This window comes from Maribacter taeanensis, assembly GCF_047345145.1.
GTDB lineage: Bacteria > Bacteroidota > Bacteroidia > Flavobacteriales > Flavobacteriaceae > Maribacter_C.
Window position 1 is genome coordinate 482,173 of record NZ_JBLFER010000002.1, and the last position, 15,204, is coordinate 497,376.

General features: G+C 36.6%; 16 protein-coding genes. 11 read left to right on the forward strand and 5 right to left on the reverse strand.

Translation table 11 applies throughout. The features are described 5' to 3' along the window. Nucleotides 1–25: 25 nt before the first annotated feature. Both ACKWCD_RS07965 and recA read right to left on the reverse strand, forming a co-directional pair. Nucleotides 26–442 carry a hypothetical protein gene (locus ACKWCD_RS07965; RefSeq protein WP_413983409.1) on the reverse strand — a complete coding sequence of 139 codons (417 nt, stop codon included), beginning with the start codon at nt 440–442 and terminating at the stop codon, nt 26–28. A gap of 74 nt (nt 443–516) precedes the next feature. Continuing rightward, nucleotides 517–1,521 (reverse strand): recombinase RecA, encoded by a 1,005-nt coding sequence (gene recA / locus ACKWCD_RS07970; protein WP_413983410.1) that lies wholly within the window; start codon nt 1,519–1,521, stop codon nt 517–519. Between the two features lie 317 nt (nt 1,522–1,838). Between recA and trhO the strand changes: the two genes are divergently transcribed. The 9 genes from trhO (at nt 1,839) to ACKWCD_RS08015 (ending at nt 10,217) form a co-directional block, all read left to right on the forward strand. After that, the gene (gene trhO, locus ACKWCD_RS07975; RefSeq protein ID WP_413983411.1) at nt 1,839–2,870 is read left to right on the forward strand and encodes an oxygen-dependent tRNA uridine(34) hydroxylase TrhO; all 1,032 of its coding nucleotides are present in this window, start codon (nt 1,839–1,841) and stop codon (nt 2,868–2,870) included. A 12-nt stretch (nt 2,871–2,882) separates the two neighbouring features. Next, nucleotides 2,883–3,128, forward strand: a complete 246-nt coding sequence (locus ACKWCD_RS07980) for a hypothetical protein (RefSeq protein ID WP_413983412.1) — start codon at nt 2,883–2,885, stop codon at nt 3,126–3,128. Nucleotides 3,129–3,253: 125 nt separating this feature from the next. Continuing rightward, entirely contained in the window at nt 3,254–4,528 is a 1,275-nt protein-coding gene (locus ACKWCD_RS07985) for a PSP1 domain-containing protein (protein WP_413983413.1), read from the forward strand. Then, a complete protein-coding gene (locus ACKWCD_RS07990; protein WP_413983414.1) occupies nt 4,491–5,006 on the forward strand; it encodes a gliding motility lipoprotein GldH in 516 nt (171 codons plus the stop codon). Before ACKWCD_RS07985 ends, ACKWCD_RS07990 begins: the two co-directional genes overlap by 38 nt. A 4-nt stretch (nt 5,007–5,010) precedes the next feature. Continuing rightward, complete coding sequence (locus ACKWCD_RS07995; protein ID WP_413983415.1) at nt 5,011–7,374, forward strand: penicillin-binding protein 1A; 2,364 nt, start codon at nt 5,011–5,013, stop codon at nt 7,372–7,374. A gap of 142 nt (nt 7,375–7,516) precedes the next feature. Further along, entirely contained in the window at nt 7,517–8,215 is a 699-nt protein-coding gene (locus ACKWCD_RS08000; protein ID WP_413983416.1) for a CoA transferase subunit A, read from the forward strand. 6 nt (nt 8,216–8,221) lie between these two features. After that, nucleotides 8,222–8,560 (forward strand): hypothetical protein, encoded by a 339-nt coding sequence (locus ACKWCD_RS08005; protein WP_413983417.1) that lies wholly within the window; start codon nt 8,222–8,224, stop codon nt 8,558–8,560. Nucleotides 8,561–8,570: 10 nt separating this feature from the next. Then, nucleotides 8,571–9,224 (forward strand): 3-oxoacid CoA-transferase subunit B, encoded by a 654-nt coding sequence (locus ACKWCD_RS08010; protein WP_413983418.1) that lies wholly within the window; start codon nt 8,571–8,573, stop codon nt 9,222–9,224. Nucleotides 9,225–9,683: 459 nt separating this feature from the next. Continuing rightward, a complete protein-coding gene (locus ACKWCD_RS08015) occupies nt 9,684–10,217 on the forward strand; it encodes a GNAT family N-acetyltransferase (protein ID WP_413983419.1) in 534 nt (177 codons plus the stop codon). Between the two features lie 129 nt (nt 10,218–10,346). Here the strand turns inward: ACKWCD_RS08015 and ACKWCD_RS08020 are convergent, their stop codons facing one another. Next, on the reverse strand, nt 10,347–11,285 hold the full coding sequence (locus tag ACKWCD_RS08020) for a helix-turn-helix domain-containing protein (RefSeq protein WP_413983420.1): 939 nt from the start codon (nt 11,283–11,285) through the stop codon (nt 10,347–10,349). A gap of 303 nt (nt 11,286–11,588) precedes the next feature. On the opposite strand from ACKWCD_RS08020, the gene ACKWCD_RS08025 reads away from it, so the two are divergent. Continuing rightward, nucleotides 11,589–12,737, forward strand: coding sequence for a serine hydrolase domain-containing protein (locus ACKWCD_RS08025; RefSeq protein ID WP_413983421.1), 1,149 nt, complete (start codon nt 11,589–11,591; stop codon nt 12,735–12,737). Here ACKWCD_RS08025 and ACKWCD_RS08030 read toward each other — a convergent pair. Together ACKWCD_RS08030 and ACKWCD_RS08035 are read right to left on the reverse strand one after the other, a co-directional pair. Beyond that, nucleotides 12,734–13,888, reverse strand: a complete 1,155-nt coding sequence (locus ACKWCD_RS08030) for a methionine aminotransferase (protein ID WP_413983422.1) — start codon at nt 13,886–13,888, stop codon at nt 12,734–12,736. The two genes, ACKWCD_RS08025 and ACKWCD_RS08030, sit on opposite strands and share 4 nt — an antisense overlap. A gap of 73 nt (nt 13,889–13,961) precedes the next feature. After that, a complete protein-coding gene (locus tag ACKWCD_RS08035) occupies nt 13,962–14,231 on the reverse strand; it encodes a hypothetical protein (protein ID WP_413983423.1) in 270 nt (89 codons plus the stop codon). Between the two features lie 196 nt (nt 14,232–14,427). Between ACKWCD_RS08035 and ACKWCD_RS08040 the strand changes: the two genes are divergently transcribed. Continuing rightward, nucleotides 14,428–15,129 carry an XRE family transcriptional regulator gene (locus ACKWCD_RS08040; protein WP_413983424.1) on the forward strand — a complete coding sequence of 234 codons (702 nt, stop codon included), beginning with the start codon at nt 14,428–14,430 and terminating at the stop codon, nt 15,127–15,129. Nucleotides 15,130–15,204 lie beyond the last annotated feature (75 nt).

Below are 15,204 nucleotides of genomic sequence, written 5' to 3' on the forward strand. Positions count from 1 at the left end.
TTAGATTAATTTTTGTATTCGAGTTTTAGTTCACAGGAACCATAATCTCTAAATACTGTTGTTCGCCACTTTCGCTTTCACCCTGCCAAAAACGAAAGGTATATGGTTGCGAATATTTTACTATGAAATCAAATGAAGTTGTTTGTTCTTCAATATTTGCGATACAAGTATCTTGATCTGTTCTTCGAGTACCTACTACCACTACGTTTCGCACTGTAAGATCTTGATCATTTACCTCAAAACCAGCGAAACCCGTACACCCATCAGGTTGGTTGTAGGTCACTTGAATCTTATAAGTTTCATTCAATGTAAATGATTCTGGCAACTCGGCACTAACAATTTGTAGGGGCAAAAAATGAAAGTTTTGCCCGTCATCAAGATCGCATGAACTCATGAGAAAAGAAACAATAGCGAATAAGAATATGAAAAAAGGCTTCTTCATAAGCAATCGGTTTGGTTTTAAGATGTAAATAAACCGTAAAGGTTGCGTAAGAAAAAGTAAAACTCGGTGCCTGCCTATTTTAGAGCGTTTATAGCTTCTCGAATTTTGCCATCTAATTCCTCAAACAACTCCGGGTTATCTAGCAGCAAAGCTTTAACAGCATCACGACCTTGTCCCAATTTAGTATCTCCATAGCTGAACCAAGATCCGCTTTTCTTGACGATTTCATACTCAACGCCAAGGTCAATAACTTCACCTGCCTTAGAAATACCTTCCCCATACATAATATCGAACTCAGTGGTTCTAAACGGAGGCGCGACTTTGTTTTTTACGACTTTAACACGGGTTTTGTTTCCTTGAACGCCACCATCAGTATCTTTTATTTGAGTAGATCTACGAATATCCAAACGAACTGAGGCATAAAATTTAAGTGCATTACCCCCAGTTGTTGTTTCAGGATTACCAAACATAACGCCAATCTTTTCACGGAGTTGGTTGATGAAAATTACGGTACAATGTGTTTTGCTTATTGAACCAGTTAATTTTCGCAAAGCTTGAGACATCAATCTCGCGTGAAGCCCCATTTTGGAATCTCCCATTTCGCCTTCAATCTCACTTTTCGGAGTTAAGGCAGCAACAGAGTCAATAACAACGATATCAATAGCACCAGAGCGAATTAAATTATCTGCAATCTCTAAGCCTTGTTCCCCATTATCAGGTTGAGAAATGATAAGGTTGTCGATATCAACGCCTAATTTTTCCGCATAAAAACGGTCGAACGCATGTTCTGCATCTATAAAAGCAGCAATGCCACCTTGTTTCTGAGCTTCAGCAATAGCATGTAGAGTTAAAGTAGTCTTACCCGAAGATTCAGGACCGTAAATTTCAATAACCCTACCACGAGGATACCCTCCAACGCCTAATGCAATATCCAAGCCTAGTGAACCAGAAGGAATAACTTCAACATCTTCAATCACACTATCACCCATCTTCATGACAGCACCTTTTCCGTAGGTCTTATCAAGTTTATCAAGGGTTAATTTCAGGGCTTTTAGTTTTGCATCTTTTTCAGAACTCATAATTATCTCGTTTTAGAAGGATGGCTAAATTACCAATTCTTTTCGCATATAACAATGAGCGACGCAACCTTTTTAGAAAAGCTACATCTATCTCAAAAATAGATAGAACTAACTCAAATAATTTCTATTGTTTTGAACGGCAATGGGCAACGGTGGCCTCTTCCTTTTGTTTATTTCTGAAACTGCTATGAAGAAGAAAAAAATGGAACGGCCGGTAAAGAGTCTCGATTTTTCGGGGCTCTTTTTTTGATTATTCTTATTTTTGCTTTTCCGATAATTATCGGATTACTATTCTTAAACTTAAATATTAGTATAGCATGCAACTGTACAATACCTTAAGTGCAAAAGAAAGGGCAGCACTCATCAAAGAAGCTGGGCAAGAACGCCTTACGATCTCTTTCTATACGTATGCACATATCGGCAATCCGTCGATTTTCAGAAACCATCTTTTTATTCATTGGGACGAACTCGAAGTGCTTGGGCGTATTTATGTGGCTCATGAGGGAATCAATGCGCAATTATCTGTTCCAGCAGAAAACTTTGAAAAGTTCAAAGCACATTTGGACAGTATCTCTTTTTTAGAAAATGTGCGATTGAATATTGCTATTGAGCAAGACAATTTATCATTTCTGAAGTTGAAAGTAAAAGTCCGAAAGAAGATTGTAGCTGATGGTTTGAATGACGAAACATTCGATGTCACAAACAAAGGAATTCATGTTGGGGCTGAACAATTCAATGAACTAATTGAAGACCCGGATGCAGTTTTGGTTGATATGAGAAACCACTATGAAAGTGAAATTGGGCATTTCAAGAATGCCATTACTCCTGATGTAGATACTTTTCGGGATTCTCTAGATATAATCGAAAAAGATTTGGCCGACCATAAAGAAGACAAGAAGTTGGTCATGTATTGTACTGGTGGAATTCGATGTGAAAAAGCAAGTGCCTACTACAAACATAAGGGCTTCAAGCAGGTTTATCAGCTTGAAGGCGGGATCATAGAATATGCCCGCCAGGTAGAAAAAAAGAATTTGGAAAATAAATTCAAGGGGAAGAATTTCGTTTTTGATCACAGAAGAGGAGAACGTATTTCTGATGATGTGATAGCACAATGTCACCAATGCGGAAAGGCTTGTGATACCCATGAAAACTGTGCAAACGAAGCTTGCCATTTGCTGTTTATTCAGTGTACCGAATGTGCTGAAAAAATGGATAATTGCTGTTCTACAGAATGTCAAGAAGTTCATAACCTTCCCTATGAAGAGCAAAAAGCACTGCGAAAAGGTAAAGTGGTGAGCAATAAGATTTTCAAAAAAGGGCGATCTGAAGTGTTGAAGTTCAAGAAGTAGCCTTTTAATTCTATGGATAGAAACGAAAAAATTAAAAGATCAAATTTAGGTTTAGGAATAGCGATAGCAGGAATCTTGTCAACACTACTTTCTTTTCTGCCTTTGGAACTTCTGCTATTGGCATGGATTGATTTCTTCGGAGAAACAGTAGGTTGGATTATTCGGATTTCTCTCATTGCTATTGGCCTAGTACTTTATTATAAGTACGATGTGCCTGATATTGAAGATGAAGAGATAGACATGGATTTAGACGAATAAACTGTGAACTTGAAACGGTAAACCTATTTCCTTCCCGTCACAAATTATACTATCTTTACTCTTAAGATTAGTATGAACCTTTTTTGGCCCATTTCCCTCGAAAAGGCCAAACCAACATATAAAATATGAGTTGTAGCAGTTGTTCGACCGGTAAGGACGGACAACCACGTGGATGCAAGAATAATGGCACTTGTGGTACCGATGGTTGTAATAAATTAACTGTTTTTGATTGGCTCTCCAATATGTCACTTCCAGGTGGTGAAAAACCATTTGATTGTGTTGAAGTGCGATTCAAAAACAGTAGAAAAGAATTTTTTAGAAACTCCGAAAATCTATCATTGTCTATAGGTGATGTGGTTGCTACTCAAGCGCAATCAGGTCATGATATCGGAATGGTTACACTTTCAGGAGAACTAGTAAAAGTTCAAATGAAACGCAAAAAGGTAGATTTCAATGATCTTGAATTGCCAAAAGTTTACCGAAAAGCTTCTCAAAAAGATATTGATATTTGGCAAAAATGCCGCGACCGAGAAGAGGAGATTAAAAAGCGAGCTAGAGAGATTGCCATTATTCTAAAACTTCAAATGAAAATCTCCGATGTTGAATTTCAAGGAGATGGCTCTAAAGCTACTTTCTATTATACTGCAGAAGAACGAGTAGATTTTCGTCAGTTGATTAAAGATATGGCGAAGGCCTTCGGAATTCGGATTGAAATGCGACAAATAGGTTATCGTCAAGAAGCGCAGCGTTTAGGTGGAATTGGTTCCTGCGGAAGAGAGCTTTGTTGCTCCACCTGGCTGACGGATTTTCGATCGGTGAGCACTTCAGCTGCCCGATACCAGCAACTGTCATTGAATCCGCAAAAATTAGCAGGACAATGTGGAAAGTTAAAATGCTGCCTGAATTATGAGTTAGATGTGTATATAGATGCACTAAAAGATTTTCCGGCGCAAGACACCAAACTCTTTACCGAAAAAGGATTGGCATTTTGTCAAAAAACAGATATTTTTAAAGAGAAGTTGTGGTTTTCATATAAAGACGATCCGGCAAATTGGCACGTACTTTCCCCAGAACAGGTCAAAGAAATTTTAGAAAAGAATAAGAAAAAGGAAAAGGTCGCCAGTCTCGAAGAGTATGCTGTTGAGAATATTGTTGAAATTGAGGAGCGTGTTGTTTTTGAAAATGTTGTTGGACAAGACAGTTTAACGCGTTTTGACAAGCCTAAACGCAGTAAGAATAGTCGAAATAGAAACCGAAATAAAAAGCGTAAAGGAGGAAACAACCAAAGGCAAAAACAGAATTCTGGTCAAAATCAAAGTAAGAAAAGTACAAGCAATAACAATCATAGAAATAAGAACAAGAATGCAAATCGTTCGAAAAGCCGCCCTAAAAATACCTAGGGGTATTTTTACTTTGTTAGCTTTTGTCTTTATGAGCTCTTGTAGTGAGGGTCTCGTGAAAGCAGAATTTCAACCTACTGACAATGGGTCTTGGGCGAAAGACGATGTTATTGAGTTCGTTTTTTCCGAAATGGATACGATTCAAAAACACGACATGTTTATTAATGTTCGAAATGATAATTCCTTTCCCTACAACAACCTCTTTTTGATAGCACAGCTTAAATTTCCTGATGGAGAAAGTGTCACCGACACGCTGGAGTACGAAATGGCCTTGCCTGATGGCACTTGGTTAGGTAAAGGGTATGGTGGAGTAAAGGAAAATAAATTATGGTATAAAGAAAACATCGTTTTTAACTCTTCAGGCGTATATACATTACGTGTTTCTCACGCTATGAGAAAAAATGGCAATGTAGAGGGAGTAGTGAATTTAGAGGGAATCACCGATGTTGGATACGAAATTGTAAAAAGTAATAAATAAGCATATGGCAAAGGCCGTAAAGAAAACTGCCTCATCGGCAGGCAAGAAAGGTAAACCGTCCTATTTCAAATTTATCAAATGGTTCTGGATTTTATTTGGCATTGGAGTATTCTCTGTGGCACTTCTATTTTTATCAGCTTCTTGGGGTTGGTTGGGTCCATTGCCAACCTACGAATCTCTTGAAAACCCTCAAACCAATCTGGCTTCGCAAATCATTTCTTCTGATGATGAGTTGTTGGGAAAATTTTATTTAGACGATAACCGTACTCCTGTATCATATGAAGATTTACCTCAAAATTTAGTTGATGCTTTAGTTGCCAGCGAAGATGTTCGTTTTTATAAACACTCGGGTATTGATTGGTTTGGTACTTTACGAGCACTTTCGTATTTGGGAAGTCGTGGCGGTGGAAGTACAATTACTCAACAATTGGCAAGTCAAATTTATGTGGGTACTAGATCAAGAAACCCAATTCAAAGAGTATTACAAAAAGCAAAAGAATATGTCATTTCAGTACAGTTAGAGCGCAGGTATACCAAAGAGGAAATTATTAAAATGTATCTCAACATTTATGACTTTGGTAATAATGCAGATGGTATTCGTTCGGCATCGAGAATTTATTTTGGTAAAGAGCCCAAACAATTAAAAATTGAAGAATCAGCGATGCTTGTTGGTATGCTGCAGAATTCTTCCTTATTTAACCCTCTACGTCGTCTTGAAAGAACGCAGAATAAAAGAAACCTTGTAATAGGTCAATTGGCGAAATACAATTATATAACTCCAAAGGAAAAAGACTCTCTTCTGGGATTAGACATTGATTTAAACTATAACCCTGAATCGCATCGTGATGGTTTGGCGACTTATTTTAGAATGTATATCCAGCGATTTATGAATGGTTGGATTGCTAAAAACCCAAAGCCTGCTTTGGAAGGTGAACGAGACAAATGGAATTTGTATTTAGATGGATTAAGAATTTATACCACCGTAGATTCTAGAATGCAAGCGAATGCTGAGGAGGCGGTTGACATGCATATGCGCAAACTACAAGCTGAGTTCTTTAATCAAAATAAGCCAGATCGCAATAGAACTGCCCCCTTTCTTGATTTGGAAAAGAGCGAGATTGCCTCTATAATGGAGCGTGCGATGAAAACGTCTGACCGTTGGCGTCAAATGCAGAAAGAAGGTAAGTCTGAAAAAAATATTAGAGAATCATTTGCCAAAAAAAGAGAAATGACCGTTTTTGACTGGAAAAGTGAAAATCGAGAGAAAGATACGATCATGACTCCAATGGATTCCATTAGATATTACAAAACATTTTTGCGCACCGCAATGATGTCTATGGAACCACAAACGGGTCATGTCAAGGCATGGGTTGGGGGAGTTGACTATAAACATTTTCAATATGATAACGTAAAGCAAGGTACTAGACAGGCGGGTTCTACGTTTAAACCTTTTGTTTATGCAGCGGCTATTGATCAATTGCGTTTATCACCTTGTGATACCTTTCCAGATACTGAATATTGGATTGAAGCCGGCAAACATGGTAATACTGAAGCATGGGGCCCTAAAAACTCAAACGGTAAATTTTCAGGTAAAGCCTATACCTTAAAAAATGGCTTGGCAAATTCTAAGAATACAATTACAGCCCAATTAATTGATATGGTGGGACCTAAGTCGGTAGTTTCTATCGCAAAGAATGCTGGTATTACTCGTGAAATGCTTGCAGTACCTGCAATAGCTTTAGGAGTTGCAGAAATGAACGTTTATGAAATGGTTGGTGCTTACGGAATGTTTGCAAATCAAGGTGTTTATGTAAAGCCGGTTATGGTCACCCGCATCGAAGATAAAAACGGTACAGTGCTTTATGAATATGTACCCGAAACCAAAGACGTTTTAAACAAAGAGGTTTCTTATGCGATGATAGATTTAATGAAAGGGGTTACCGAATCCGGCTCGGGAACACGCCTAAGACATAAGCATTTGAAAAATAGCACGATTTATAAAGAGATTGTAACGGGTTACCCATACGGATTTACGAACCCTATTGCCGGTAAAACGGGTACTACACAGAATAATAGTGATGGTTGGTTTATGGGTATGGTGCCTAATTTAGTGACTGGAGTTTGGGTAGGAGGTGACAATCGCTCAATACACTTCAAAAATACTGCTTACGGACAAGGAGCCGCGATGGCTTTGCCTATCTGGGGAATATATATGAAGAAAAACTACGAGAATAAAGATTTAGGCATTTCCGATGGTACTTTTCCTAAACCATCTGGTATGTCAATTAATCTTGATTGCGAGAAGATTCTTGAGGATGCAAAGAAGAATGCTGACCCTGACGATGATTTAGATGACATCAGTTTTTAAACTGAATATTACTTCGTAATAAGTGAAGCAGAAACACCCAGGATTTTTAAAAGTCTTGGGTGTTTTCGTTGAAAAAAATTGGATTAAAAACCGTAAATTAGTTCATCAAATAGTGTAGAATCCCCATTAATTTATAACGAAAATGATTCGAAAAAAAGTCGATAATATCAAGGAGGCCTTAGAAGGGGTACAAGACGGAATGACTTTTATGTTAGGAGGATTTGGCTTATGCGGAATTCCTGAAAATGCAATAGCAGAGTTAGTAAATTTAGGAATAAAAGATATTACCTGTATTTCAAACAATGCTGGGGTTGATGATTTTGGACTTGGCTTATTGCTTCAAAAAAAGCAAATAAAAAAAATGATCTCATCTTATGTAGGTGAGAATGATGAATTCGAACGCCAAATGTTGAGTGGTGAATTGGAAGTTGAACTTACACCTCAAGGTACTTTGGCAGAAAAATGTAGAGCAGCTAAAGCTGGCTTTCCTGCTATTTATACGCCCGCTGGTTACGGAACAGAAGTTGCCGAAGGAAAGGAAACACGAGAGTTCAATGGCAAGATGTATGTTTTAGAAATGGCTTATAAAGCAGATTTTTCCTTTGTCAAAGCCTGGAAGGGTGATGAAGCAGGCAATCTTATTTTCAAAGGAACGGCACGTAATTTTAACCCCTGTATGTGTGGAGCCGCCAATATTACGGTTGCTGAGGTAGAAGAATTAGTGCCAGCTGGAGAATTAGATCCAAATGAAATTCATGTCCCAGGAATTTTCGTAAAACGAATTTTTCAGGGGAAAAACTATGAGAAAAGAATTGAGCAACTTACAGTTCGATCTAGGTAATTAGTCATGAGATTAACATACATATGTTCGTCATGTAAAAAACAAAATTATCTTTCGCAGAAGGCAGATGATAGAGCTATTTTACAGAAGCAGCTTTCATCCGATGAAATTCAAGTGAATTGCAACAGTTGTGGTAAGATGGAAAAAAAGCATTTAAATAAGATTGTCGCTGTTGTAGATAATAGACTTGTGTTTCTAGGGATACCTTTAGGAATTATTGCAACAGTAATTTTGATTTCTTTTTTTGGACTTATTGCTACAATAACTTTTTCAATACCGATATATGTATGGAGCTATGAACAAAAGAAGGCTCATCAATTTAATTTATTCAGAATAAGAAAATAATACCTCAATTATGCTTGGTAAAGAAGGAATTGCTAAAAGAATAGCTCAAGAAGTAAAGGATGGCTATTATGTCAATCTAGGAATTGGCATCCCAACCCTTGTGGCTAATTTCGTGCGCGATGATATTGAAGTGGAGTTCCAAAGTGAAAACGGAGTTTTAGGTATGGGCCCTTTCCCTTTTGAAGGTGAAGAAGACGCTGATATTATTAATGCAGGCAAGCAGACAATTACTACGCTCGAAGGGGCTTCTTTTTTTGATTCTGCAACTAGTTTTGGAATGATTCGGGGCCAACATGTAGATCTAACTATTTTAGGTGCAATGGAGGTCTCAGAGAATGGAGATATTGCCAACTGGAAAATTCCAGGAAAGATGGTAAAAGGTATGGGGGGTGCAATGGATTTAGTTGCGTCCGCAGAAAATATCATTGTAGCAATGATGCACACAAATCGTACGGGGGCTTCTAAACTTTTGAAAAAGTGTTCCCTTCCATTAACAGGAGTAGGTTGCGTCAAAAAAATCGTTACCAATTTGGCAGTGCTTGAAGTAACACCTGATGGTTTCCGTTTATTAGAAAGAGCTCCAGGGATAAGTATTACGGATATTAAAAATGCGACTGAAGGCACTTTGATCGTAGAAGGAGATATTCCTGAAATGTCGTTATAATACTCTCTTTGGTTGTATTATATCGAATAAATTGACACTTTATATTATTCACAACGTTTTAGACTCGATTTACAACAATAGTTTCACCTTCTTTACGTTAGATACTACCTTTACTTTGAAATAAAGTAATAAACATGTCCCAACTTTACCCATCTTAAAAGATGATTAATATTTAAACCTACTACTATGGAAGCTCAAATGAACGCACCTAAGCAAAAAGAAATTCAAGTATATAAGAATGACTTTTTAAGTGGCATTGTATTATTAACACGCAGACTATTTATGTTATAGGTTCCAAACCCAAAGATTTTTAAAAAGAGCAGCTTTCCCAAAGGCTGCTTTTTTGTTTATTATCATTCCCACCCTCGTACGGAATTCGTTTCGTAAAGGCGACAATCTTTGACGACCTTGCATAAAACAATCAAAGCGGTTACATTTAAGGTATCTTGATAATATATTATGCCGCTTCGCTTTCAAAAATGTGCGCTTACTCATTTGGACCAACTTATTGAAATTTCAAAAACAACCTTTGTAAATGCTTTTGAAAAGGATAATAACCCAGAGGATTTTGAAACCTATATCGATGCTGCTTTTGACAAGAGTACGATAAAAGAGCAATTAGTAAACCCTAATTCTTCTTTTTATTTTGCTATTAAGGATGAGGCATTGGCAGGCTATTTTAAGTTGAATGCAGGGGATGCCCAAACAGATATTAAATCTGAAGAGGCCATTGAATTAGAACGCATATATGTTTTGCAAGAATTTCAAGGAAAGCAAATCGGAAAAATGATGTTACAGAAGGCCATAGAGATAGCCGGCGAAAAACACAAAAGATATATCTGGTTAGGGGTTTGGGAAGAGAATACCGATGCGATCCGTTTCTACCAAAGACATAATTTTACAAAATTCGCTACCCACCCATACTTTATCGGCAAAGACAAACAAACTGATTGGCTTATGCGATTTGAAATAAAAAAGCCTCTTCAGCGATGAAGAGGCTCCAAAATGGTTAGTGCAAAAGTACTAAAATTGCATTAAAGCTTTCTTAAGACAGACTCTTTACAAAAGCAACGGCAAAATTAATCTTACTTGGCTTATAGAAGTCCTATATTTATAACAAGTTTAAGAAACAGGACGCTTTTTCGTGCTTTTAACATAAGCTGTCGGTGTGAGTCCTGTAAATTTTTTAAAGGCCGTATAGAAATTTGATTTAGATTTAAACCCACATTCCAAGCCTATTGATTCAATTGTATATTCCTCAAATTGATTACTTAACAACATTTTTTTTGAAGTTTGTATTCGCAACTCATTGATATAATCATTGAAACTTTGTTCGCTATGCGTACTGATTAATTGGGACAAGTATCCGGAGGAGATATTGAATTTTTGAGCAATTTCCGAAAGATTTAGATCCATATCCAAATAACAACGTTCCTCGATGATATAGGAATGTATTTTTTGATAGGTGTTCAAACCATTTTTAGAAACAGAATTGGGGCCAGGATTAAATTCACTCACAAGAGTAGATCTATAGACGCCAACATAACCTAGGTAGTAGCCTACAAAAGAGACCAATATAAAGACAGTATAGAGCAACCAGGTGTGATCGATATTAAATTGTATCATTGAAAATGTTGCGGAAAGTCCGATACTTACGATCATCACAAAAAATATAACAATAGTCATATACCATTTTTGTTCTTTGTTCTTTTTCCTTGCAATTTTCTTAGATGTCTCTAAACTAGTTTTTAGCATCTGAAATATGACGTATAAGACTGCTCCGTGAAACAAGAAGGATATAAAGTTTATATATAAGAGTAAGCCATCTTCGTGATAATCAGGCATAGAGGCAACAGAAACCTTGCCTTGGTAATAAAAAAAATGAATTATATGTATTACAGTAACTATAAAAACTGGGGCAAGCAATGCGTTTTGAACCCACAATTTCACTCTTTGTTGATGTACTACTTCATGAACATGAAAGAAGAACATGGGGGTTATTAACCATTGAATAGGAAGATATAATTTTCGAATGATATTATCTTCCGATAGAAATTCCATGTCAATTAAAATGTGTTGTATATTGCTTAACGCAATAAAAACAATCATAAGTCCCAGGAAAACATTACTTCTTATCCTGAATTTTTTTCTAAGAAATATAATGGCAGCAAAAACCAATCCTTGAATAGAGCCAAGGATGATGATCAATTGAAAAATATTTAAATCAAAGGTTTTCAATGGAACTTAAAATGTGTTCTAGGCAAATTCCGGGATTTAATTTCTTTTCTCCGAAGTGCTATGGTTGTTTGGTTTCAGATTCTAAATATATGATATAACTTTAGCCATCCTAAAAAAAATAGAAAAATGACTTACAAAATAGTTCTATGGTTCTTTTGCGTAAATATTGCAGTAGCTCAAACCAATTATTATTTCCCTGAAAGAAATACAACTTGGGAACAAAAACTACCCAAAGAGGTCAATGTAAAATCTGAAAAATTACAAGAGGCAGTTAGCTTTGCTGAAAAAAATGAATATTCGGGCTCTCGCGATTTGCGTATTGCCATTTTGAAAGGATTTGAAAGAGAGCCTTTCCATAAAATTTTAGGCCCCACCAAAAAGCGAGGTGGCCCTGCTGGAATGATTCTTAAAAACGGGTATATTATTGCCAAATGGGGAGATTCAAAGCGCGTTGATATGACTTTCAGTGTTACCAAAAGCTTTTTGTCTACCATGGCAGGCTTAGCGCAGGATCGGGATTTGATTGCTAATACGAACGATAAAGTAGGCAATTATATCTGGGATGGCACTTTCGACGGAGAGCACAATTCAAAAATCACTTGGGAACATTTGCTTCAACAGAATTCAGCTTGGTCTGGAGAATTATGGGGAGGTAAAGACTGGGCAGATAGACCTCCCAAAGAGGGTGGCATTGACGATTGGAAATTCGAAAAACCTAAAGAACCTGGTACGGTCATGGAGTATAATGATGTAAGGGTAAATGTTTTGGCATACTCACTTACACACGTTTGGCGTAAACCCATGCCTTTGGTCCTTAAAGAAAACATAATGGACAAGATAGGCGGTTCTACAACATGGCGTTGGCACGGTTATGAAAATGCCTGGACGGAAATTGACGGACTAAAAATGAAGTCGGTTACCGGTGGAGGTCACTCGGGAGCAGGAATCTTTATTAATGCAGAAGACATGGCACGCTTCGGGCTACTGTTCTTGAACAATGGCAAATGGAATGATGAACAAATCATCAGCGAAAGCTGGATTCAAAAAGCGACGACACCATCAAAACCAAATGTGAACTACGGATACATGTGGTGGCTCAATAAAAAGGGCAACCGTCATTGGGAAGGTCTTTCAGAGAATATTTATTATGCCGCTGGCTTTGGAGGTAACTTTATTGTGATTGATAAAGAGAATGATATGGTTGTGGTAACACGATGGCTCGAGCCAAGCAAAATAGGAGATTTTATGAGGCTAGTAACTAAAGCTTTGGATTAAATTTTACTGAGAATTTCGGTAGCTTTTTCTAAGGTCTCATCCTTTTTAGCAAAGCAAAATCGCAGCAATTTATTATCTAATTGGTTTTCGTTAAATACCGAGATTGGAATGCTGGCGACACCATTTTCTATAGTTAAGCGTTTGGCAAGAGCTACATCACCTTCATCAGTTATCTGAGAGTAGTCAAGCAATTGAAAATACGTGCCCTGAGAAGGTTTGTATGAGAACCTTGAATCTTTTATGCCCTCTAGAAATAAATCACGCTTTTTCTGGAAAAAAGAATTCAATTCTAAATATTTGTTTGGCGTTTTCAGATATTCGTTCAATGCTTTTTGCACAGGATGACTGACACTGAAGACATTGAATTCATGTATTTTTTGAATCTCTTGCATCAACTCTTTTGGAGCAACACAATAACCTATTTTCCAGCCAGTGATGTGAAAAGTCTTTCCAAAAGAAGCACAAATAACACTTCTTGGAACAAGTTTTGGATATCTAGCTACACTCTCATGTTTCAATCCATCAAAAACAATATGCTCATATGCTTCATCACTTAACAAGATGATATTAGTGTTCTCTAAGGCTTCTTGTAGCATAAGCATATCGTTTTCAGAGAAAATTGTTCCACTGGGATTATGAGGAGTATTAATAATTACCATCCTCGTTTTTGCACTTATTTTACTTTGAAATTCATTCCAGTCGATTTTGAAATCATTGTTATTTAGTTGCACGAAAACGGGAATTCCACCATTCCCTAAAATGGCAGGCTCATAGCAATCATAGGCTGGTTTAAAGACGATTACCTCGTCTCCAGCAGATACGAATGCACTAATGGTTGAATATATAGCCTCGGTGGCCCCCGAAGTCACCGTTACTTCAGATTTTGGATGATATTTTGCTCCATATAGTGATTCTACTTTTTCACAAATAGCTGCTCTAAAAGAATAAATACCTGACATAGGTGCGTATTGATTGTGGCCAGCTTTCATAGCTTCAGTAACCAATTCAATCAACTTCGGGTCAGTATCAAAATCTGGGAATCCTTGTGAAATATTTATGGCGTTGTACTCTTTAGCCATCTTACTCATGATGGTAAAAATCGAAGTTGGCAGATTAGGTAACTTTGAAGAGATTTTTTTTATTGCGGCCATATTTATTGATGTGAAATCAAAAGTAAGCAATCTGATGATTTATAAAATCGATAAATATTGCAGTTGTCACATATTATAAGAGCTTGTTTAAAAAACGCTTGTCATTTTCAGCTTGTAATTGATGTGCTAAGGCATTATCAAAAGCTACTTTAATAAGTTCTCGAATAGCTTTCGAATTTGAGTATGTAAGACTATTGGTTCTATAGACTACGTCACGAATTGTTGAGAAACTGACACGGGTGTCGGCCGCGACGTTCGCAAAATCATCTTTGGTAGCATTTCTTCTTAATATAGTAGATAGTCTTTCGCTGATGGGTTTTCCGTAGTCTTCTGGTTCAAACATTTTTGAAGGGTATCTTTAAGGGATTAGTATTTATTTTTAACTATAGTGGTTTTAGCGTATTTAAAATCTATATTTTAGTTTTACACAGTTAAATTGCGCATTTTGTTATATTTGTTTGTAAACGGATTACAATTATCTGTAATATAATTACATATACAACAAAATATGTAAGATTATTACGCAATATTACAATTTTATGTTTGTATTGAAGCAACTAAGACGAAAAAAAAGAATAAATCAAACTGATTTAGCCAATGCTATTGGGGTTAGCTTACGTACTATTCAGCTTTACGAAAAGAAGAATGCTAACATTCCCATAAAAAATTTAACTAAAATTGCCGAGTATTTTGAAGTCACAATAGCTGAGCTATATTCCCAAGAGGTTAATGAAGAAGAAGTCGTTTATGGGTCGAAATTCCAAAATTCTACTTATTTGATAAAACCTATAGGCACCAAAAAAAATATAATAAGCATTCCTTTGGTAACTTCAGAGAACTATTCTCAGTATTGCAGAGAGTTTCAAAATGAAGATTTTTTAAGCAAGTTGCCTGTAATAAGTTTTATGATAAAAGATGCAGTGCAAGGTAACTTGATGGCGTTTGAGATTGTGGGTAGTTCTATGGAAAATGACAGAATAGATGGCATTCTAAATGGCTCAATAGTTCTTGGTAAGGAAGTTCCACTTGAAAATTTAACCCTAAATGAAAAGTATAAAAACTCCAAGGCTGTAATTATTTATGGGGAAAGTATTTTGTGCAAGGAATTAGTGCGTCATGACGAAAAAAACGAGACAATTACATGTCATAGTCTGAATACTTCTCCAGAATATGCAGATTTTGAGATACCCCTGAACCAGATTAAGCAATTCTTTAAAGTAATCAAAAAACAGATGGACTAGGTTTTTACAACTACAAAATTAATTAAATGAAAAATCCCAAATACCAGCAATTGGAATTTGGGATTTTGGTTTTTT